General features: G+C 70.6%; 21 protein-coding genes. 12 read left to right on the plus strand and 9 right to left on the minus strand.

Translation table 11 applies throughout. The features are described 5' to 3' along the window. Nucleotides 1-187: 187 nt before the first annotated feature. The 3 genes from ABZY12_RS31535 to ABZY12_RS31545 form a co-directional block, all read right to left on the minus strand. A complete protein-coding gene (locus ABZY12_RS31535; RefSeq protein WP_356896379.1) occupies nt 188-1,438 on the minus strand; it encodes a DUF2637 domain-containing protein in 1,251 nt (416 codons plus the stop codon). Nucleotides 1,439-1,569: 131 nt separating this feature from the next. Then, the gene (locus ABZY12_RS31540; RefSeq protein WP_356896381.1) at nt 1,570-2,301 is read right to left on the minus strand and encodes a DUF3558 domain-containing protein; all 732 of its coding nucleotides are present in this window, start codon (nt 2,299-2,301) and stop codon (nt 1,570-1,572) included. A gap of 115 nt (nt 2,302-2,416) precedes the next feature. Next, the gene (locus ABZY12_RS31545; protein WP_356896383.1) at nt 2,417-3,355 is read right to left on the minus strand and encodes a DUF3558 domain-containing protein; all 939 of its coding nucleotides are present in this window, start codon (nt 3,353-3,355) and stop codon (nt 2,417-2,419) included. Between the two features lie 175 nt (nt 3,356-3,530). Between ABZY12_RS31545 and ABZY12_RS31550 the strand changes: the two genes are divergently transcribed. After that, a complete protein-coding gene (locus ABZY12_RS31550; RefSeq protein ID WP_356896385.1) occupies nt 3,531-4,724 on the plus strand; it encodes an RtcB family protein in 1,194 nt (397 codons plus the stop codon). A 63-nt stretch (nt 4,725-4,787) separates the two neighbouring features. Here ABZY12_RS31550 and ABZY12_RS31555 read toward each other — a convergent pair whose 3' ends face one another. Together ABZY12_RS31555 and ABZY12_RS31560 are read right to left on the minus strand one after the other, a co-directional pair. Next, the gene (locus ABZY12_RS31555; RefSeq protein WP_356896387.1) at nt 4,788-5,552 is read right to left on the minus strand and encodes an SDR family NAD(P)-dependent oxidoreductase; all 765 of its coding nucleotides are present in this window, start codon (nt 5,550-5,552) and stop codon (nt 4,788-4,790) included. A 65-nt stretch (nt 5,553-5,617) separates the two neighbouring features. After that, a complete protein-coding gene (locus ABZY12_RS31560; protein ID WP_356896389.1) occupies nt 5,618-5,953 on the minus strand; it encodes a YnfA family protein in 336 nt (111 codons plus the stop codon). A gap of 76 nt (nt 5,954-6,029) precedes the next feature. Between ABZY12_RS31560 and ABZY12_RS31565 the strand changes: the two genes are divergently transcribed. Beyond that, nucleotides 6,030-6,512, plus strand: coding sequence for a hypothetical protein (locus tag ABZY12_RS31565; protein WP_356896391.1), 483 nt, complete (start codon nt 6,030-6,032; stop codon nt 6,510-6,512). 9 nt (nt 6,513-6,521) lie between these two features. Here ABZY12_RS31565 and ABZY12_RS31570 read toward each other — a convergent pair whose 3' ends face one another. Beyond that, entirely contained in the window at nt 6,522-7,928 is a 1,407-nt protein-coding gene (locus tag ABZY12_RS31570) for an FAD-dependent monooxygenase (protein WP_356896393.1), read from the minus strand. A gap of 123 nt (nt 7,929-8,051) precedes the next feature. On the opposite strand from ABZY12_RS31570, the gene ABZY12_RS31575 reads away from it, so the two are divergent. After that, a complete protein-coding gene (locus ABZY12_RS31575; protein WP_356896395.1) occupies nt 8,052-8,612 on the plus strand; it encodes a TetR family transcriptional regulator in 561 nt (186 codons plus the stop codon). A 120-nt stretch (nt 8,613-8,732) separates the two neighbouring features. On the opposite strand, the gene ABZY12_RS31580 is transcribed toward ABZY12_RS31575, so the two are convergent. Next, the gene (locus ABZY12_RS31580) at nt 8,733-9,470 is read right to left on the minus strand and encodes a Mut7-C RNAse domain-containing protein (protein WP_356896397.1); all 738 of its coding nucleotides are present in this window, start codon (nt 9,468-9,470) and stop codon (nt 8,733-8,735) included. Between the two features lie 122 nt (nt 9,471-9,592). On the opposite strand from ABZY12_RS31580, the gene ABZY12_RS31585 reads away from it, so the two are divergent. Together ABZY12_RS31585 and ABZY12_RS31590 are read left to right on the plus strand one after the other, a co-directional pair. Further along, on the plus strand, nt 9,593-10,036 hold the full coding sequence (locus ABZY12_RS31585; protein ID WP_356896399.1) for a GNAT family N-acetyltransferase: 444 nt from the start codon (nt 9,593-9,595) through the stop codon (nt 10,034-10,036). Between the two features lie 124 nt (nt 10,037-10,160). Next, on the plus strand, nt 10,161-11,039 hold the full coding sequence (locus ABZY12_RS31590; RefSeq protein WP_356896401.1) for an ABC transporter substrate-binding protein: 879 nt from the start codon (nt 10,161-10,163) through the stop codon (nt 11,037-11,039). Here ABZY12_RS31590 and ABZY12_RS31595 read toward each other — a convergent pair. Then, on the minus strand, nt 11,029-11,433 hold the full coding sequence (locus ABZY12_RS31595; RefSeq protein WP_356896447.1) for a MerR family transcriptional regulator: 405 nt from the start codon (nt 11,431-11,433) through the stop codon (nt 11,029-11,031). The two genes, ABZY12_RS31590 and ABZY12_RS31595, sit on opposite strands and share 11 nt — an antisense overlap. 168 nt (nt 11,434-11,601) lie before the next feature. After that, nucleotides 11,602-12,240: a hypothetical protein gene (locus tag ABZY12_RS31600; protein WP_356896403.1), complete on the minus strand. Its 639-nt coding sequence runs from the start codon at nt 12,238-12,240 to the stop codon at nt 11,602-11,604. 257 nt (nt 12,241-12,497) lie between these two features. Here ABZY12_RS31600 and hemL point away from each other — a divergent pair, with 257 nt between their 5' ends. From hemL to ccsB, 7 genes are all read left to right on the plus strand, one after another. After that, a complete protein-coding gene (gene hemL / locus ABZY12_RS31605) occupies nt 12,498-13,805 on the plus strand; it encodes a glutamate-1-semialdehyde 2,1-aminomutase (protein WP_356896405.1) in 1,308 nt (435 codons plus the stop codon). Continuing rightward, nucleotides 13,802-14,491 (plus strand): histidine phosphatase family protein, encoded by a 690-nt coding sequence (locus ABZY12_RS31610; protein ID WP_356896407.1) that lies wholly within the window; start codon nt 13,802-13,804, stop codon nt 14,489-14,491. Before hemL ends, ABZY12_RS31610 begins: the two co-directional genes overlap by 4 nt. A 244-nt stretch (nt 14,492-14,735) precedes the next feature. Beyond that, nucleotides 14,736-15,986, plus strand: a complete 1,251-nt coding sequence (locus tag ABZY12_RS31615; RefSeq protein ID WP_356896449.1) for a hypothetical protein — start codon at nt 14,736-14,738, stop codon at nt 15,984-15,986. 106 nt (nt 15,987-16,092) lie between these two features. Beyond that, nucleotides 16,093-16,698 (plus strand): TlpA disulfide reductase family protein, encoded by a 606-nt coding sequence (locus ABZY12_RS31620; RefSeq protein ID WP_356896409.1) that lies wholly within the window; start codon nt 16,093-16,095, stop codon nt 16,696-16,698. Between the two features lie 4 nt (nt 16,699-16,702). Further along, nucleotides 16,703-17,440, plus strand: coding sequence for a cytochrome c biogenesis protein CcdA (locus ABZY12_RS31625; RefSeq protein WP_356896411.1), 738 nt, complete (start codon nt 16,703-16,705; stop codon nt 17,438-17,440). Between the two features lie 7 nt (nt 17,441-17,447). Further along, the gene (locus ABZY12_RS31630) at nt 17,448-19,160 is read left to right on the plus strand and encodes a cytochrome c biogenesis protein ResB (protein ID WP_356896413.1); all 1,713 of its coding nucleotides are present in this window, start codon (nt 17,448-17,450) and stop codon (nt 19,158-19,160) included. After that, nucleotides 19,157-20,245 (plus strand): c-type cytochrome biogenesis protein CcsB, encoded by a 1,089-nt coding sequence (gene ccsB, locus ABZY12_RS31635; protein ID WP_356896415.1) that lies wholly within the window; start codon nt 19,157-19,159, stop codon nt 20,243-20,245. The genes ABZY12_RS31630 and ccsB overlap by 4 nt, the downstream gene beginning before the upstream one ends. Nucleotides 20,246-20,255 lie beyond the last annotated feature (10 nt).

Genomic DNA, 20,255 nt, shown 5'->3' on the forward strand with positions numbered 1-20,255 from the left:
CGGCGTCCGCCTCGGGGACGTGCAGGAAGGTTCCGGCCGAGGTCTTCAGCAGGATCCGGTCCACGCCCTCCGCGAACTGCACGCACTCGGAGCCGCGGTTTCCGACGTGAGCACGACGAAACGCAGCCGCGGCACGGGAGACCGCGGACGCGCGCCAAGGCCTGAGCCCGACGCGCCGATCACACCCCTACGGGATGTGGTTCTCCGCCATCTCCTGCTCAAGGCGCTGGCGCAGCCGCGGGTGCAGCTCACGCAGCAGCGAGGCGCTGCGCGGATGGTGGATCCGATACCGGTCGCTCAGCCTTATGTCGAGCTGCTCCACGGTCGGGAACTCCTGCTGCTCGTCGACGTAGTCCCACATCGCCTTGTACGCGGCGTCCGCGAACTCGTCCACCGACGGCTCCGGCTCGACGTACTCCGGGTACACCTCGAACCGCTCCGGACCCTGCTCCTGACGCGGGTCCGCGACCGGCAGATCCTCCGGACCCTGCGGCACCGCCACCGGCGTCGGCTCCAGGCCCTCCACGTACGTCGGGGCGTAGGCACCCTCGTACGCCTCGGGCGGCAACTGCTGCGCCGCGAACCACGGGCTGTCATGCGTCGGGGGAAGCCCCTGCTGCCCCTGCTGCCCCTGCTCCGGCTGGTGCGGCTGCGCGGCCTGGGGAAGCTGGGGCGCCGACTGGACGGGCTGCACCTGCTGGACCTGTTCGACCTGCTGGGCCGCCTTCGGCTGCGGCGGGATCAGCGCCGGTTCCACGCCCGCCGCCGCGAGCCCGGCCGCCGCCGTCTCCGCCAGCGGCACACCGTACTTGGCGAGCCGCAGCGGCATCAGCGCCTCCACCGGCGCCTTCCGCCGCCACGCCCGCCCGAAACGGGCCTGCAACCGAGCCTGATAGATCAGCCGGTCCTGCTCCAGCTTGATCACCTGCTCGTACGAGCGCAGCTCCCACAGCTTCATCCGGCGCCACAGCCGGAACGTCGGTATCGGCGACAGCAGCCAGCGGGTGAGCCGGACGCCCTCCATGTGCTTGTCGGCCGTGATGTCCGCGATCCGGCCCACCGCGTGCCGCGCCGCCTCCACCGCGACCACGAACAGCACCGGGATCACGGCGTGCATCCCCACACCCAGCGGATCAGGCCAGGCCGCCGCGCCGTTGAACGCGATCGTCGCCGCCGTCAGCACCCAAGCCGTCTGACGCAGCAGCGGAAACGGGATCCGGATCCACGTCAGCAGCAGATCCAGAGCCAGCAGCACACAGATACCGGCGTCGATGCCGATGGGGAAGAAGTACGAGAAGTCGCCGAAGCCCTTCTCGACGGCGAGCTCACGCACGGCGGCGTACGAACCCGCGAAACCGATACCGGCGATGATCACCGCACCGGCGACCACCACACCGATCAGAATCTTGTGCGTACGTGTCAGCTGCACCGCGGCCACCCGCGATCCCCTCCCGTCATTCGACATCTCGCGGGCACAGCGTGGCACACGTGTGCGGAGCCCGGCCCTCGGGGGAGGGCCGGGCTCCGCGAAAACCTGCGTATTTGCGGGTGTTCAGGGGGAGTCGGCGACTACTTGTTCGCCGCCGCGACCGCCGCCACGGCCTCCTTCGAGGCCTTCACCGCTCCATCCATGATCGTCTTGGAGCTCGGGGTGGACGCCCCGTGGTACCCGGCGCCGTTGTAGGACAGCAGCACGACGACGTTGCCCGTACGCGCCACGATCGACGCGTACCGGAAGTCCTCGCCCGTCTTGCGCAGCTCGTACGCGACGGCCTTCGCCTCGTCGCCGATCCCCTCGGCGTCGGTCGTGCTCAGCTTCTTGGCGCCCTCGGTGGCCTGCAGCTTGGCCAGTTCCTTGCCGAGGCTCTGCTGCGCGCGCTCCTGGCCGCTGCCGAGCGCGACGTCGGAGTCGTAGCGGTAGATGGAGATGTCGAGCCAGCGGTACTGCGAGCCCTTCACGCCCTTGTCGTCGAGGCCGTTCCACGAGCAACCGCCGCGGCTGGTCAGGTCGGTGGAGGAAGCGGCCGTACCGTTCTTCGCCTTCGCCTTGGGCACCAGGCCGGCGGTCGTCTTCGACGAGATCGACTTGCAGAAGTCGGGCAGCTTCGCGTACTTCGCCGGCTCGACCGTCTTCGTCGACCGCGTGGGCTGGGGGGCGGCGGAGGACGCCGAGCCCTTGCCCTGGTCCGGGGCCGAACCGGAACCGCCGTCGGAGTCCGAGGAGCACCCGGCGACGACGAGCATCACCGGGACGGCTGCGCAGGCGAGTATGCGGGTGAGTCGCGGGGCTGATCGGTGCATGGTTCCTTCAGTCGCTTGTCGTGCGGCCGGCCGCTTGTCGTACGGTCCGGCCGGCGGCCACGGTACGCCGACACGTTACGTGGTCGAGGTCCGCTCACGGAGCGGGTCCGGACGGCTACTCCTCCAGCCGCTCGGCGAGCAGATCGGCCAGATTCCGCGTCCTTTCCTGCAGTTCCCGGCTGTCGGGGGCCTCCGCGGAACCGGTCGTCTGCTCCAGGTATTCGACCGTCACGATGACGTTGGATGTGCGGAACACCACGCTCACGGTGCGGTGCCCGCCGCTGGATCCGGCGGTGGTGAGGGCGTCGTCGAGGAAGGCGACATCGCCGAGGCCCTCCAGGACGCGGGGCTCCAGACCGGTGGTGGATCCGGGGCTCGGGGCGGTGGGCGCGGAAGGGTTCGCCGTTCCGGTGGCGGGCGCGCCGGTGCCGGAGGGAACGGTGAGGGGCGTGGGGCCGACGGGGCTGGGGGTGCCGGTGCTCGTGCCCGGGGCGCTGGTGCTCGTGCTCGGGGCGCCCGTGCCGGTGCTCGCCGTGCCGGCGGGGGACTGCGGCTGCTGCTGGGTCTGCGGGGGCTGGGGAAGGTCCGCCGCGGCCTGCTTGCGGTCGAACACCTCCTGCGCGCGGGCGTCGTCACTCGTCGCGGGGTCGTACGACACCACGCGTTCGATGTCGATGACCAGCCGGTGCGAGGCGTCGGGGGTGTCGGCCTTCCAGGTGCAGCCCACGCGGCGGTCGGTGTCGTACGTGACGGTCGCCGTGCCGCGGTACGCCTTGTCGCGCTCCGGGTCGGGCAGTGCGGCGGCGCCTGGCAGCAGGTCCTTGAGCGTGGCCGGCGAGACGGCGCGGCAGGGCTCGAAAAGGGTGCGGTAGCGGCCGGGGGGAGCGACGGCGGTGACGGGGCCTGCCTTCGAGTCGACCGTGGCCTCGCCCCCACCGGTGGCCGCGGAGCACCCGGTGAGGCCCGCCCCGATCCCGAGGACGAGGGCGGCGGCGGTAAGCGCCGTGGGCCGTGTGCGGCCGGTGCGGCCGGGTCCGTACGCCTGTCGCTGCACGCTCCCAGGCTCCCTTCTCCCGGGGTCCTCCCCCGAAAACTGTTTGCCGCCGGATGTCGGCCGATGGACACAATGTGTATCGCACGCGCTGCCGTCGATGCCGGTCCGTCGTCACCTTCACGGGCCTTGGTGCCGGTTTTTGCGTTATCAGGCTTTTCGGGGGAATTGAGGAAGTATGTCGTACGTAGAAGTGCCGGGCGCGAACGTGCCGATCCGGATGTGGGCCGATCCCTCCACGGTGGAGGGCGGCGCCATGCAGCAGCTCCGGAACGTGGCGACGCTGCCGTGGATCAAGGGCCTGGCCGTGATGCCGGACGTGCATTACGGCAAGGGTGCGACGGTCGGCTCGGTGATCGCGATGCGGGGGGCCGTGTGTCCGGCGGCGGTGGGCGTGGACATCGGCTGCGGCATGTCGGCGGTCAGGACGTCACTGACGGCGAACGACCTGCCGGGGGACCTGTCGCGGCTGCGGTCGAAGATCGAGCAGGCGATTCCGGTGGGGCGGGGGATGCACCGGGACGAGGTGGATCCGAAGCGGCTGTACCAGTTCCCGGCGGCGGGGTGGGACGACTTCTGGTCGCGGTTCGACGGGATCGCCGATTCGGTCAAATTCCGTCAGGAGCGTGCCACGAAGCAGATGGGGACGCTTGGATCCGGAAACCACTTCATCGAATTCTGTCTTGATGAGACAGGTTCGGTCTGGCTGATGCTGCACTCCGGCTCGCGCAACATCGGCAAGGAGCTCGCCGAGTACCACATCGGCGAGGCGCAGAAGCTGCCCCACAACCAGGGCCTCATCGATCGTGACCTCGCCGTCTTCGTCTCGGACACCCCGCAGATGGCGGCGTACCGGAACGACTTGTTCTGGGCGCAGGAGTACGCGAAGTACAACCGCGCGGTCATGATGGCGCTCTTCCAGGAGGTGATTCGCCGGGAGTTCAGGAAGGCGAAGGTGACCTTCGACCCGGTGATCTCCTGCCACCACAACTACGTGGCGGAGGAGCGGTACGAGGGCATGGACCTGCTCGTCACCCGTAAGGGAGCGATCCGGGCGGGCTCCGGCGATTTCGGGATCATCCCGGGCTCGATGGGCACCGGTTCGTACATCGTGAAGGGCCTCGGCAACGAGGCGTCCTTCAACTCGGCCTCGCACGGGGCCGGCCGGAAGATGAGCCGGAGCGCGGCGAAGCGGCGCTTCTCGACGCGGGACCTGGAGGAGCAGACCCGGGGCGTGGAGTGCCGTAAGGACTCCGGTGTCGTGGACGAGATCCCGGGTGCCTACAAGCCGATCGAGAAGGTCATCGACCAGCAGCGGGACCTCGTCGAGGTGGTCGCGAAGCTGAAGCAGGTCATCTGCGTGAAGGGCTGACGCCACGCGTGATGAGCGAGAAGGGGCCGGTGCGGTGCGCCGGCCCCTTCTCGGCGCGTCCGGTCACAGCTCGCGGTGGACCTTGGTGTTGGAGGCCTGGGCGCGGGGGCGGACGACCAGGAGGTCGATGTTGACGTGCGAGGGGCGGGTGCAGGCCCACGTGATGGTGTCGGCGACGTCGTCGGCGGTGAGGGGCTCGGCGACGCCCGCGTAGACCTTGGCTGCCTTTTCGGTGTCGCCGCGGAAGCGGGTGGTCGCGAACTCGTCGGTCTTCACCATGCCGGGGGCGATCTCGATGACGCGGACGGGGGTGCCGACGATCTCCAGGCGGAGGGTCTCGGCGAGGACGCGGGCGCCGTTCTTGGCGGCGACGTAGCCCGCGCCGCCCTCGTAGGTGGAGTGGCCGGCGGTGGAGGAGAGGACGACGACCGTGCCGTCGCCGCTCGCGGTGAGGGCGGGGAGCAGGGCCTGGGTGATGTTGAGGGTGCCGATGACGTTGACCTCGTACATCTGGCGCCAGTCGTCGGGGTCGCCGGTGGCGACGGGGTCCGCGCCGAGGGCGCCGCCCGCGTTGTTGACCAGGACGGCGATCGTGCGGAAGGCGGTCGCGAAGGTCTGGACGGCCTCGCGGTCGGTGACGTCGAGGGCGTAGGCGGTCGCCTGGTGGCCGGCTTCGTTGATCTCGGCGGCGAGGGCTTCGATCCGGTCCTTGCGGCGGGCGGTGAGGACCACGCGGTATCCGGCGGCGGCGAGCTGCTTGGCCGTGGCCGCGCCGATTCCGCTGCTCGCTCCGGTGACGACGGCGATGGGGGTACCGGCGGCAGTCATGGCGTGCTCCTCGCGCGTGGGTTCGATGACGTCGATCGCGTGGTCAGGATAGGTGTCGGGGGCCGTCAGCGGGCGCGGGGGGCGTACATGATCACTGCCATGCCGGCGAGGCAGATCAGTGCTCCGGTCACGTCCCAGCGGTCGGGGCGGTAGCCGTCGGCGACCATGCCCCAGGCGATCGAGCCTGCGACGAAGACTCCGCCGTAGGCGGCGAGGATCCGGCCGAACTCGGCGTCGGGCTGGAGGGTGGCCACGAAGCCGTAGGCGCCGAGGGCGAGGACTCCGGCGCCGATCCAGATCCAGCCGCGGTGTTCGCGGACGCCTTGCCAGACGAGCCAGGCGCCGCCGATCTCGAAGAGGGCGGCGAGGGCGAACAGGGCGGCGGAGCGGGCGATCAGCATGGGGCCAGGGTGCCACGGGGACACGCGGGCTGATGGGTAGTCAGAAGATATGGGGAGCAATGGGTATCTTCAGGGCATGAGTGCGATGCGCAAGGCTCTGCTCGGTGCGGCCCTGGTGGCCGCGGTGGTGGCCGAAGCGGGCGGGACCGCCCGTGCGGCCGGTCCGGAGGTCCTGCCCGAGGCGGATCTGGCCCACCATGGTCATGTCTCTCTGTGGGAGGGGCGGCTCGGCGTCCGGCTGGTGAGTGAGAATCACGGGCCTTCGCATGTGTCCCAGGCGACCGTGCGGCTCGCCTTCTCCGTGCCGCTGGCCGGTGGGCAGGAGCTGCCTCCCTCGTGTCTGTGGGGCGGCGAGCGGGTCGTCGTGTGCCGGACGGGTGAGCTGCGGGCCGCGGGGGCGCCCGGTGAGCTGGCGCTCGATCTGCGGACGGTGGGCTCCCCGGACGAGATGACCGTCGCGGTCGACACCGTCTGGAGGGACCGCTCCACCGACCGGAACCCGAAGAACGACCGGCACTCCGTGCTCGTCCTGGCCACGGGCGATCCGTACGTCTTCTGAGGGCGGCCCTCAGCGGTTCGCGCGGCCGGTCCAGGAGACGTAGCCGTCGGGGCGGACCAGCAGTGCCGTGCGGCGGGCGGGGTCGGTCCAGGTCGCGCGTACGAGGCGCGCCGGGGAGACGGGGGCGGTCGGCGGGAGGACGGGCTGGGCGCCCTCGGGGGCGATCAGGACGAACCGGCTCTCGCGGAGCAGTTCGTAGAGCCTGCCCTCGCGCAGTGTCAGGTCCGGGACGCGCCTGCCCTCGCGGCCGTACGCGATGCCGATTCCGCTGATCATTCCCATGGCCTTGGCGGAGGCGGCGGGCAGGGCGTTCAGCAGGTGGGCGGCGAGGGCCCGTGCGGCGCGGGTGAGGGGGCCGCGGGCCATGGCGAGCCGGATGATGGCTCCGCTGCTGCGGAGTACCGCCGCGCCGACCGGGTGGCGTTCCGCGTGGTAGCTGTCGAGGAGGGTCTCGGGGTCGGGTGCGTCCCCGCGCAGGACGGCGGCGAGTTTCCAGGAGAGGTTGGCGGCGTCCTGGAGGCCGGTGTTCATGCCTTGTCCTCCGGCGGGGGAGTGGACGTGGGCGGCGTCGCCGGCGAGGAAGACGCGGCCGGAGCGGTAGGCGGGGGCCTGCCGCTCGTCGCTGTGGAAGCGGGAGATCCACCGGGCGTCGTGCATGCCGTAATCGCTGCCGAGCGCGCGGCGGGCGATGTCGCGGATCTCGTCGAGGTCGACGGGCTCGCTGTCGGGGACCTGGCGGGTGCGGTCCCATCCCATCACGCGGTACCAGCCGTCGCCGAAGGGGGCGATGAAGGCGAAGGCGTCCCCGGTGCCGTTGACGGTGAGGAGTTCTTCGGGTTCGTTCGCGAGGCGGACGTCGGCGAGGACGATGGAGCGGATCACCGAGATGCCGGGGAAGGGCAGTCCGAGCGCGGTCCGTACGGCGCTGCGCACGCCGTCGGCGCCGACGAGGTACCGGGCGCGGAGGGTGACCGGGGTCCCGTCGGGGCCGGTGAGCCGGGCGGTGACGTCGTCGGTGTCCTGGCTGAGTGTCCGCAGTTCGGTACCGTATCGGAATTCCACGCCTGTGGACATCGCGCGGTGTTCGAGCAGCTTCTCGACCTCGTACTGCGGGGTGATGAGGAGGTAGGGGAAGCGGGAGGGGAGCCGGCTGAGGTCGAGGGAGAGGCGGCGGAAGAGCCGTAGGCCGGTGATCGGGCTGCCGGTGGCGATCAGGTCGTCGGCGAGGCCGCGGGCGTCGAACTGTTCCAGGGTGCGGGCGTGCACGGCGAAGGCTCGGGTGATGTTGCTGATGCCGTGGGGGCGGCGCTCGATCAGGGTGACGCGCAGGCCCGCGGCGGCGAGGTCGCCGGCGAGCAGCATGCCGGTGGGGCCGGCGCCGACGACGAGGACGTCCGTGTCGAGGTGCTGCTCCATGGCTGCCTCCTGTGCTCGGTGGTGCCCACGATCGTTGGCCAACAGTCGTTGGTCAACGCTTGTTGGCAACGGTAGACCGACCCGCCCCTGGGTGTCAACGCCTGTTGGCCTACACTTGTGGGCATGACGACAGCGCGCCGTTCCGACACCACCCGTGCCGCGATCCTCGAAGCCGCGCGCGAGCGCTTCGCCTCCGACGGTTACGAGCGCGCCACCATCCGGGCCATCGCCCGCGACGCCGGGATCGATCCGTCGATGGTGATGCGCTATTACGGCAACAAGGAGGGGCTGTTCGCGGCCGCGTCCGAGATCGATCTGCGTCTGCCCGATCTCGGCGCCCTGCCGGACCGGCACATCGGGGCCGTCCTGGTCACGCACTTCCTCGACCGCTGGGAGCGCGACGACGTCCTGACCGGGATGCTGCGGGTCGGCGTCACCAACGCCGCCGGAGCCGCGCGCATGCAGGCGATCTTCGCCGAGCAGCTCGGTCCCGTGGCGCGCGGTGTCTGCCCCGACCCCGCCGAGGCGCCCCGCCGGGCCGTGCTCGCCGCCTCCCAGATTCTCGGCATGGCGCTGGCCCGCTACGTGCTGCGGCTGCCTCCGGCGGTCGAGATGTCCCGCGAGGACGTCGTCGCCTGGCTCGGGCCGACGGTCCAGCGGTACCTGACGGCCGAGCGGCCGTAGCGTCAGCGGGCGCAGGGCGCAGGGCGCAGAGGGCAACGGCCGTCGAGGCCGCCGGCACCATGAGACCTCAGGGTGCCGGCGGCCTCAGGTGCCGGCGGCTCAGGTGTCGGCGGCCTCGGGTCAGCGGGCCGCCGCGCCGCCGAACTCGCGCAGCGCGTCGGTGACGATCGCCTCCAGACGGGCGTGATGGGCGCCCCGCCAGTACACCCGCTCGCACGCCGTGCACCGCGCGAAGACGTCGTACGTCTTCTCCGTGCCGTGCTCCAGCCGCTCCCGCACCGAGTCCTTGTCGGCGTCGGTGAGCTCGCCGTTGCACGCGGTGCAGCGGGTCCACGGCATCAGGACGGGAGCGAACCGCTCGAGCACGTCACGGAGCTGGTCGTCCGGCCGATCGCTGTACACATAGGCGCCGGCCCACAGCTCACGGCGGCGCAGCAGCCCGCGGTCCCGGGAGAGCATCACCCGTCGCTCCCGCGCGGACAGCGCGGCCAGGGCCGGGTCGCCGATGTCCTCGCTCTCGTACGCCGCGTCGACGCCGAGCAGCCGCAGACGTCGGGCCAGCGTGCCGAGATGGACGTCCAGAAGGAACCGGAGCGGGGCGCCCGGGACCGGCTGGGGGCGCTCGACGCCCTCCACCTCGACCGTCTCGCCCGCCGCGGGGATGTGGGAGACGTCCACCGGACGCCCGTCCACCAGCAGCCGCCCCGCCTCGGTGAGCGGAACGCCCAGCGACTCCACGACATGGCCGAGCGTCGAGGCGCCGTCGGTCACCACGGCGGTACGTCCCGAGCGCCGGTCCGCCGAGACGAAGAGCCGCAGGGCGGGGGCGAAGCTGATCTGGATCTCCGGTCCGTTCACGGGGACAGGATGTCATCGGGTTCCGCCGCGCGGCCAGGGAATTCGCGTCGCCCGGCGGCCGGTCCGCCAATCCCGGGAAAACCCCGAGGGTGCCGCCGGGACTCCCGGGGTACGGTCCCGGCATGAAGATCATCGACCTGGAGCCGGGCGACCCGCGCCTGGAGACCGAGCTGCTCCCCGTCCTGACCGAACTGCGTCCTCACCTGACTCCGCGGCTCTTCCGCGAGGTCTACGACCGCGGCCACGCCCAGGGGCTGCGCTTCACCGCCGCCTACGCCGAGGACGGGACCTGCGTCGGGGCCGCGGGCTGGCGCATCATCGACAACACCAGCTCGATCCGCAAGCTCTACGTCGACGACCTGGTGACCGCGGCCACCGCCCGCTCCACCGGTGTCGGGCACGGGCTCCTGGCGTATCTGGAGGAGCGGGCGCGTGAGGCCGGCTGCCTCGAGCTCAACCTGGACTCCGGCACCCAGCGCACCGACGCCCACCGCTTCTACCTCCGCGAACGCCTCGACATCGTCGCCTTCCACTTCACCAAGTCGCTGGAGCGCCAGGAGGGCTGAGCGTTCCCCCGCCGAGGACCGTCCGGCTCGCCGCGGGCGCGGGCAGGCCCTCTTGTGCGGGTCGGTGAAGCGCTTCAAGGTGGCGGGGGAGAGGGAGATATCCGGCCGGGGAGGGAGCAGCCGTATGTCGGACGCAGGAGCGTGGGGGTTCGTCGACGACAGGGGCGCGGCGGTGACGATCGCGCGGAGGCCGGAACGAGTGGTGGCCTATGTGCGGGCCGGGGCGGCGTTGCGGGATCTGGGGGTGACGCCGGTGGCGGTGTACGGCTCCGGGCACGACGGCGGCGCGCTCGACCCGGTCAAGGCGGGGGACCTGGAGGCGGCCGGTGTGCCGTACCTCGGACCCGGTCGAGGGCTGGACGAGGAGACGCTTCGGGGGCTGCGTCCGGATCTGGTCGTCGATGTGACGTACGACGGAAAGAGCCCGTACGCGCTGGACGAGGCCGTCGCCGAGCGGATCGGAGTGCCGCTGGTCGCGCTGTCCGTGGGCAGTGAGCCGAGGCTGGCGGCGATCATCGGCCGCTTCGCCCAGCTGAGCGCGGCGCTGAGGCCCGCCGCCCTGCCGGAGCCCCTTCCCGGGCCCGGTGACGTGGCGTCCGCCGAGGAGGCGGTGCGGGCCGTCGTCGCCGACGGGGGCGGGGGAGTCGCCGTCCTCGCGCTCTCCGGCGCGGCCTTCGATCAGGTGCATCTGGCCCGGCCGCCCGCGTGGCCGGAGCTGGCGCGGCTGGTCGAGCTGGGGGTGCGGCTGGTCGACCCCGGGCCCGGCCCGGGCGCGAACTGGCTCACCGCCGACTGGGAGCACGCCGCACGGCTCGGGCCGGACCTCGTGCTGTTCGACAGCCGGGCCAACGCCGTCCGGCCCGCCGACCTCCCGCCCGTGGGCCACGCGCGTGTGGCGCCGTGGAACCCGGAGACCCCGCCCAGCCCGGCGGCGTACGCCCGCTTCTTCCGCGACCTCGCCGGCGCCCTGGGGGCGGAGCGGGGCGGTGGGCTCACCCGCTGACGCCCGCTCCCAGGCGGGAGCGCAGGGAGTCGGCGAACTCCTCGGCGCGGGCGAGCTGTGCGCGCAGTTCGGCGACCCGTTCGCCGGCGGCCTGCTCGTACCGGCGTACCCGTGCGACCAGCGCGGAGCGCTCCTCCGGGGTGAGTTCCTCGTCCGTGCCGAGTCGGTCCGCGCCGAGCCGGTCCATGGCCGTCAGCAGTTCGCGGGTCTCGTCCAGGGTGAAGCCGAGGGGCTTCATCCGGCGGATCACCAGCAGCCGGTCCACATCGGCGTCGGTGTAGAGCGGGAACCCGCCCTGTGACGAGGCGGACGGGACCACCAGGCCGCTGTCCTCGTACTGGCGGATGGACCGCAGGGACAGTTCCGTCCGTGCGGCGACCTCCCCGATCTGCATCGGCTCACCCACCGTGCGGCCACTGCGCACACTGCTCACGTCTTCCGTCCTTCCTCGCGCGGCGGCGCCGGAGGGGCGCGGTACCGCGCACCGCGTGCCGTTTGTCCTCACTTCAGCACTTATGGGAAGCGGAAGTGCGGCGAAACGCCTGCGGTGAGGGCCGGGTGATCAGGGCCAGACCAGGCAGTAGGGCTGGTGCCCCGCCTCGTGCAGCCGCACGGAGAAGTCCTGCCACTCGTGCAGCAGCTGGTAGACGTTGAAGGCGTCCCGGGGGCCGCCGCGGTCCGGGACCGTGGACCAGATGAAGGCCGCCGCGCCGACCGATTCCTCGCCGATGCCGCGCAGCGGGTCCACCACGGTCATGGGCAGCTTCACCACGGCATAGTCGGGGTGAAGGACGACCAGTTCCAGCGGGGGCACCTTGTGCAGGGGCATGCCCTGGATGCCGGTGAGCACCATCGCCGCTATGGTCTCCGGCTTGATCTTGGTGAACATGCCGCCCATGCCGAGCTCGTCGCCGCCCAGCTCCTCCGGGCGCATCGAGATCGGGACGCGGGCCGCCGTGGCGCCGTCGGGTGCGCCGAAGTACTTGTACGTCACCCCCAACCGGCCACTCCCGCTCCCTGACATGGGGCCTGTGGATCCCGTGGATCCGGCAGGCCCGGTGGACCCCGTTGGTCCTGTGGAACCCGTCGGTCCTACGGATCCCGTGGGTTCTTCCGTCCTCCGTCGCCGGTGCCTCCCCCGCCGGGCAGGCTCAGGACCCAGGTCGTCCGTCCCCTCACCCAGTCCGCCACCGCGATGCATATCTCCACCCGACTGCTTTTTTAGGCAGCACGACCCCCGCCGCGCAACCCGATCATCGTGTCAGTGACCTCCCCCACGCTCTCGCGGTGAAACACCTGTCCGCAAGAACGTCCGACGCTCTGACACCATGGATTCCGTGAGCCATCCCTATGACGCCCCAGTTTCGCAGACCCGGAGGACCGACGCCCCGGCGTAATGCACAGGGAGCCCACGCCGTTCCTCCGTACTCGCCGTCTTACTCGCAGGTCAGGACCACAGTGCCGTATTCATACGAAGCCCCAGTCTCACAGACGCTTTTCGACCGCGCGTCCCTCGTGACGCCCGGCGGCGTGAACTCACCGGTGCGCGCCTTCCGGGCCGTGGGCGGAACGCCCCGGTTCATGGTGTCCGGTACCGGCCCGTACCTCACCGACGCGGACGGTCGCGAGTACGTCGACCTCGTCTGCTCGTGGGGGCCGATGATCCTCGGCCACTCCCACCCCGAGGTGATCGCCGCGGTCCAGGCCGCCGTCGCCCGGGGCACCTCCTTCGGCACGCCGGGGGAGGGCGAGGTCGCCCTCGCCGAGGAGATCGTCGCCCGGATCGAGCCGGTCGAGCAGGTCCGCCTCGTCTCCTCCGGCACCGAGGCCACCATGTCGGCGATCCGGCTCGCCCGCGGCTTCACCGGCCGGGCGAAGGTCGTGAAGTTCGCCGGCTGCTACCACGGGCACGTGGACGCGCTGCTCGCCGCCGCCGGCTCCGGCGTGGCCACCTTCGGCCTGCCCGACACGCCCGGCGTGACCGGTGCGCAGGCGGGGGACACGATCGTCCTGCCCTACAACGACCTGGAGGCGGTCCGGGCCGGGTTCGCCGCGCACCCGGGCGAGATCGCCTGTGTGATCACCGAGGCGTCCCCGGGCAACATGGGCGTCGTCCCGCCGGCCGAGGGGTTCAACGCCGGGCTGAAGCGGCTCTGCTCCGACAACGGCGCGCTGTACATCTCCGACGAGGTGATGACCGGTTTCCGTACCTCCCGGGCCGGCTGGTACGGCGTCGACGGCGTCGCGCCCGACCTGATGACCTTCGGCAAGGTCATGGGCGGCGGCTTCCCGGCCGCGGCCTTCGGCGGCCGTGCCGACGTCATGGGCCACCTCGCCCCGGCGGGCCCGGTCTACCAGGCCGGCACGCTCTCCGGTAACCCGATCGCCACCGCCGCCGGCCTCGCGCAGCTGCGCCTGCTCGACGAGGCCGCGTACGACAAGGTGAACGCGGTCTCGAAGGAGATCCAGGGCCTGGTCACCGCCGCGCTCACCAAGGAGGGTGTCGCCCACCGGCTGCAGACGGCCTCCAACATGTTCTCCGTCTTCTTCACGGCGGACGAGGTGCGGAACTACGACGACGCGAAGACGCAGGAGGCGTTCCGCTTCAACGCCTTCTTCCACTCGATGCTGGCCGACGGCGTCTATCTGCCGCCCTCCGCCTTCGAGTCCTGGTTCGTCTCCACGGCCCACGACGAGCGCGCGGTCGAGCGGATCGCCGCCGCGCTGCCCGCCGCCGCCCGTGCCGCGGCGGAGGCCACCGCATGAGCACCGCGAACAGCGACGACATCACCGTAGTCCACCTGGTGCGGCACGGCGAGGTGCACAACCCCGACGGGATCCTCTACGGCCGCCGCTCCGGCTACCACCTCTCCGAGCTGGGCCGGCGGATGGCCGACCGGGTCGCCGAGCACCTGGCCGACCGTGACATCACGTACGTCGTCGCCTCGCCGCTGGAGCGCGCCCAGGAGACGGCGCAGCCGGTCGCCAAGAGCCACGGCCTGGATCTGGCCACGGACGAGCGGCTTGTCGAGGCCGGCAACGTCTTCGAGGGCAAGACCTTCGGCGTCGGCGACGGCGCGCTGCGCAAGCCCGGCAACTGGCGGCATCTGACCAACCCGTTCAAGCCGTCCTGGGGCGAGCCGTACATCGAGCAGGTCGTACGGATGATGGGCGCGCTGGACGCGGCGAAGGACGCGGCCCGTGGCCACGAGGCGGTCTGCGTGAGTCACCAGCTGCCGATCTGGATCGTGCGCAGCTTCGTCGAGAAGCGGAAGCTGTGGCACGACCCGCGGCGCCGGCAGTGCACGCTGGCCTCGCTGACCTCGTTCACGTACCACGGCGACAAGATCGTCTCGGTCGGGTACAGCGAGCCGGCCCGGGATCTCGTACCGCCGCATCTGCTCGCGGGCGCGAAGCCGGTGAAGGGGAAGTCGAAGGCTTTCGGCGCCTAGGATTTCGGCGCCCGGACATTCGTTCGGCGTCGCGCGGCCCGGAAACCGCGCACCGCCGCACGTTCGTACGGCAGTTCAACGGGTACACCCTCAGGGCGATCGGATGACAGCTTGTCATCTGGTCGCCCTGAAATTCTTGTGCTATTTCCCGGAACCTCCGTGTTCCTCCCGGCATCTCATTGATTGTCGGTTTGGATGACCTTTTCGGTCAAACGTGAGCGCGAATGGGGATGGCATGCGCGAGATGAGGCGGATCAGCCGAAGGGGACTTCTAGGAGCGGGAGTTGGCGCGGCGGCGGCGATGGGGATCGCTGGATGCGGCCCTAACGATTCGGACAAAAAGGGTGGTTCCGGGCCCGGCAAGGGGGGAGACGTCTCGGGTGCTCCGAGCACGCCCGCCCCGACCCAGGACGACGTCAAGCCGATCGGTGACGGCTCCACCGCCGACACCGGCAAGCAGCCGCACCAGCCCGACGCCCCCGTGCCCCTCGAACCCGGCCAGACCCCGCCGCAGTTCGTGATCTTCTCCTGGGACGGGGCGGGTGAGGTCGGCAACGGACTCTTCCCGCGCTTCCTCGAACTCGCGAAGAACCACGACGCCGCGATGACCTTCTTCCTCTCCGGGATCTACCTCCTGCCCGAGTCGAAGAAGCACCTCTACCGCCCGCCGAACAACCGCGTCGGCGCCTCCGACATCGGCTACCTCACCGACGACCACATCAAGGACACCCTCAAGAACGTCCGTCAGGCCTGGCTCGACGGCCACGAGATCGGTACCCACTTCAACGGCCACTTCTGCGGCGGTTCAGGCTCCGTCGGCAACTGGACCCCCGCCCAGTGGCAGAGCGAGATCGACCAGGCGGTGAAGTTCGTCACCGAGTGGAAGACCAACAGCGGCTGGACCGACCTCGATCCGCTGCCCTTCGACTACACCAAGGAGCTCGTCGGCGGCCGCACCCCCTGCCTCCTCGGTCAGGACAACCTCCTGCCCACGGCGCGACGCCTCGGCTGGCGCTACGACGCCAGCTCGCCCGGCGGCCGCCAGATGTGGCCCGTCAAGCGCGGTGGCGTCTGGGACCTCCCGCTGCAGGCCGTGCCGTTCCCCGGCCGCTCCTTCGAGGTCCTGTCCATGGACTACAACATGCTGGCCAACCAGTCGAAGAACACCACCAAGGGCATGCCCTCCCGCTACCCCGGCTGGCGGAAGCAGGCCACCGGGGCCTATCTCGCCGGATTCCGCCGCGCGTACGAGTCCAATCGCGCGCCCTTCTTCATCGGCAACCACTTCGAGCAGTGGAACGGCGGCATCTACATGGACGCGGTCGAGGAGGCGCTCAAGGGCATGGCGGGCGAGAAGGACGTGCGGCTGGTCTCCTTCCGGCAGTTCGTCGACTGGCTGGACGTGCAGGACCCCAAGATCCTCGCCAAGCTCCGTACGCTGGAGGTCGGGCAGGCCCCGACGGGCGGCTGGGGTCACTTCCTCAAGTCCGCCTAAGCGCCCAAGCGCGCCCAAAGCGCGTTTAGGCGACCTTGACAAGGGGCTTTACGGGCACGTAGGGGGGTGCCCAAGATCTCCCAAACGTCCATGCGAAACTTTTCACATGAGCCTTAGCCGTGCCCCACGACGCACCCTGCTCGCCGTCGGAACGCTGTCGGCCGCCCTCGCTCTGTCGGCCTGCGGCTCGGACACCAACGGCAAGTCCGGGGGTGGCGGCGGGACGAACTTCGTGACCAACACGGGCGGTATCTCCACCGTCGCGAAGGGCGATCGCGTGGCGGCCAACAAGATCGCCGGCGAGACGCTGGAAGGCGAGCGGCTCGATGTCGCCGACCTCAAGGGCAAGGTCGTCGTCCTCAATCTGTGGGGCTCCTGGTGCGGCCCGTGCCGGGCCGAGGCGCCGCACTTCGCCAAGGTCGCCAAGGACCTCCAGCCCAAGGGCGTGGAGTTCGTCGGACTCAACACGCGGGACTTCGAGAAGGACAAGCCGCTCGCCTTCGAGGCGGACTACGGCATCCCCTACCCGAGCCTCTACGACCCGGCCGGAAAGATCATCCTCAACGGCTTCCCCAAGGGGTCCCTCGTCCCGCAGGGCATTCCGACCACGATCGTCCTCGACAAGGACGGGAAGATCGCCGCGCGTTCGCTGATGGCCCTGGACGACAAGAAGCTCCGCTCGATGATCGAGCCGCTTCTCGCGGAGAAGTGATCCGGTGAACGAGACGGTCTTCAGCGGAGCCCTTCTGCTGGCTCTGCCCATCGCGGTGCTCGGCGGCCTGGTCTCCTTCTTCTCGCCGTGCGTCCTGCCGCTCGTCCCCGGCTACCTCAGCTACGTGACCGGTGTCACCGGCAGCGACCTGGCCGAGGCCAGGCGCGGCCGGATGGCCGCCGGGGCCGCGCTCTTCGTCCTCGGCTTCTCCGCCGTCTTCGTCTCCGGTGGCGCCCTCTTCGGCTACTTCGGCTGGACGCTGCAGGAGCACCGCGAGACGCTCACCACCGTCCTCGGCATCCTGATGATCGCCATGGGCGTGTTCTTCCTCGGCCTGATGCCCTGGTTCACCCAGCGCGAGTTCCGCTTCCACAAGAAGCCCGTCACCGGCCTCGTCGGCGCGCCGCTGCTCGGCGCGCTCTTCGGCATCGGCTGGACCCCGTGCATCGGCCCGACGCTCGCCTCCGTCCAGGCGCTCGCCGCGCAGGAGGCCAGCGCCGGCCGCGGCGCCCTGCTGACCGTCGCGTACTGTCTCGGGCTCGGCGTCCCCTTCATCCTCGCCGCGGTCGCCTTCCGCAAGGCACTCGGCGCGTTCGGGTGGGTCAAGAAACACTACGCGTGGGTCATGCGGATCGGCGGCGGCATGATGATCGTGACCGGGCTGCTGCTCCTCACCGGCGCGTGGGACAGCATGGTGGCCGAGATGCAGGACTGGTCCAGCGGCTTCACGGTGGGGATCTGACAGTTCCATGAGCAAGACCGAAACGACAGAGCAGCAGGACGGCCTCGGCGAGGCCGGGGCCCAGCTCTCCACCGCCCCCAGGGAAGAGACCGCCATCGGCGGCCCGACCCTCTCGATCGTCGGCTGGATCCGCTGGTTCTGGCGGCAACTGACCTCCATGCGGGTCGCGCTGATCCTGCTCTTCCTGCTCTCCCTCGGCGCCGTCCCCGGCTCCCTCATCCCGCAGACCAGCGCGGACGAGCTGAAGGTGCGGACCTTCAAGGAAGCGCACGAGACCCTCGCGCCGATCTACGAGAAGCTCCAGCTCTTCGACGTCTACGGCTCGGTGTGGTTCTCCGCGATCTACATCCTGCTGTTCGTCTCCCTCATCGGCTGCATCGTGCCGCGCACCTGGCAGTTCGTCGGCCAGCTCCGCGGCCGCCCGCCGGGCGCTCCCAAGCGCCTGAACCGGCTGCCCGCGTACGCGACCTGGAGCACCGAGGCCGAGCCCGAGCAGGTCCGCCAGGCCGCGCTCGCCCTGCTCAAGGGCCGCCGGTTCCGCGCGCACACCGTCAAGGACGCCGTCGCCGCCGAGAAGGGCTATCTGCGCGAGGCCGGAAACCTGCTCTTCCACATCGCGCTGATCGTGATGCTGGTGGCCTTCGCGACCGGCCAGCTCTTCAAGTCCGAGGGCGGCAAGCTGATCATCGAGGGAGACGGGTTCTCCAACACCCTCACCCAGTACGACGACTTCAAGTCCGGCTCCCTCTACAGCGTCGAGGACCTGGCGCCGTTCAGCTTCAGGCTGGACGGCTTCACCGGTACGTACGAGCAGAGCGGCCCGCAGCGGGGCACCCCGCGCACCTTCGAGGCGGCCGTCACGTACGCGGAGGGGACCGGCCCCGACAAGAAGGCGGTCATCCGCGTCAACGAGCCGCTGGTCGTCGGCGGCTCCAAGGTCTACTTGATCGCCCACGGGTACGCGCCCGTCGTCACCGTCAGGGACGGCCGCGGCAAGGTCGTCCACCGGGGGGCCGTCCCCCTGCTGCCCTTCGACAACAACCTCACCTCCACCGGCGCGATCAAGGTGATGGACGGCTACCGCGACAAGAACGGCAAGAAGGAGCAGCTGGGCTTCCAGGCCTTCTTCGTGCCGACCTTCGCGGGCGCCGGCAAGGGCGACATGTTCTCGCAGTTCCCGGCGCTCGACTTCCCCGTCATGGCGCTCACCGGCTACCACGGCGACCTTCGCGTGGACTCCGGACTGCCGCAGAACGTGTACCAGCTCAACACCTCCAAGATGACCCAGTTCAAGGTCGAGGGAGGCACCGGCAGCGCCAACCGGCTGCTGCCCGGCGAGACCATGACGCTGCCCGACGGCGCCGGCTCGATCACCTTCGAGAAGGAGATCAAGGAGTGGGCGAGCTTCCAGATCTCGCAGCAGCCCGGCAACGGCCTCGCCCTCGCCGGTGCGATCGCCGCGATCGCCGGTCTGACCGGCTCGCTGTTCATCCAGCGGCGCCGGGTCTGGGTCCGGGCCGTACGCGGGGACGACGGCGTCACCGTCGTCGAGATGGCGGGCCTCGGCCGCAGCGAGTCCGCCAAGCTCCCCGAGGAGCTGGCCGATCTCGCGGCCACGCTGCACGCACAGGCGCCGACCGCGCCGACCCCGCCGGAAACCCCGGACGATCCCGCAGAAGATCCTGCCGAAGCAGAAGCAGAAGGGTCTGAGACCAAGTGATCCTCGCCGCCGAGACCAACGAGAGCCTGGCCCAGATGAGCAATACGCTCATCTACTCCTCGATGGCCGTCTACACGCTGGCCTTCCTGGCCCATATCGCCGAGTGGGTGTTCGGCAGCCGCAGCAAGGTCGGCCGTACGGCCGCCGCGCTGACACGGACCACGGGCACGGCCGCCTCCGCTCCCGCCGTCACCGTCCAGGTGAACCAGGCGGGAGGGACCGCCGTACTCGACCGGCCGAAGGTCGTCACCCGCTCCGCCGCCGGGACCCGTGAGGTCCCCGACGGCCCCGGCGCGGCCGGCGGCACGGTCAAGGGCGATCTGTACGGCCGTATCGCCATCTCGCTCACCACGCTCGCGTTCCTGATCGAGGCGGCGGGCGTGGTCACCCGCGCGATCTCCGTGCAGCGCGCCCCCTGGGGCAACATGTACGAGTTCTCCACCACCTTCTCCACCGTGGCGGTCGGCGCGTACCTCGCCTTCCTGGTCGCGAAGAAGAACGTCCGCTGGATCGGTCTGCCGCTGGTGACGACCGTCCTGCTCGACCTCGGTGTCGCCACGACCGTGCTCTACACCGAGAGCGACCAGCTTGTTCCCGCGCTGGACTCGTACTGGATGTGGATCCACGTCTCGACCGCGATCTTCTGCGGTTCGGTCCTCTACCTGGGTGCGGTCGGCACGCTGCTCTACCTGTTCCGCGACTCCTACGAGAACAAGCTCGCCAACGGCGGCAAGCCCGGCGCCTTCGCCCGCTCCGTCATGGAGCGACTGCCGTCCGCGGCCACCCTGGACAAGTTCGCGTACCGGGTCAACGCCGCGACGTTCCCGCTGTGGACGTTCACGATCATCGCGGGCGCGATCTGGGCGGGCGACGCCTGGGGCCGCTACTGGGGCTGGGACGCCAAGGAGGTCTGGGCCTTCATCACCTGGGTCGGTTACGCCGCGTATCTGCACGCGCGCGCGACGGCGGGGTGGAAGGGCCGCAAGGCCGCCTACATCGCGCTCATCGCGTTCGGCTGCTTCCTCTTCAACTACTACGGCGTCAACATCTTCGTCAGCAGCAAGCACTCCTACGCGGGCGTCTGAGCCCCGCCCC

The sequence above is a fragment of the Streptomyces sp. NPDC006551 genome (assembly GCF_040611675.1).
In the GTDB taxonomy this organism is placed as follows: domain Bacteria; phylum Actinomycetota; class Actinomycetes; order Streptomycetales; family Streptomycetaceae; genus Streptomyces.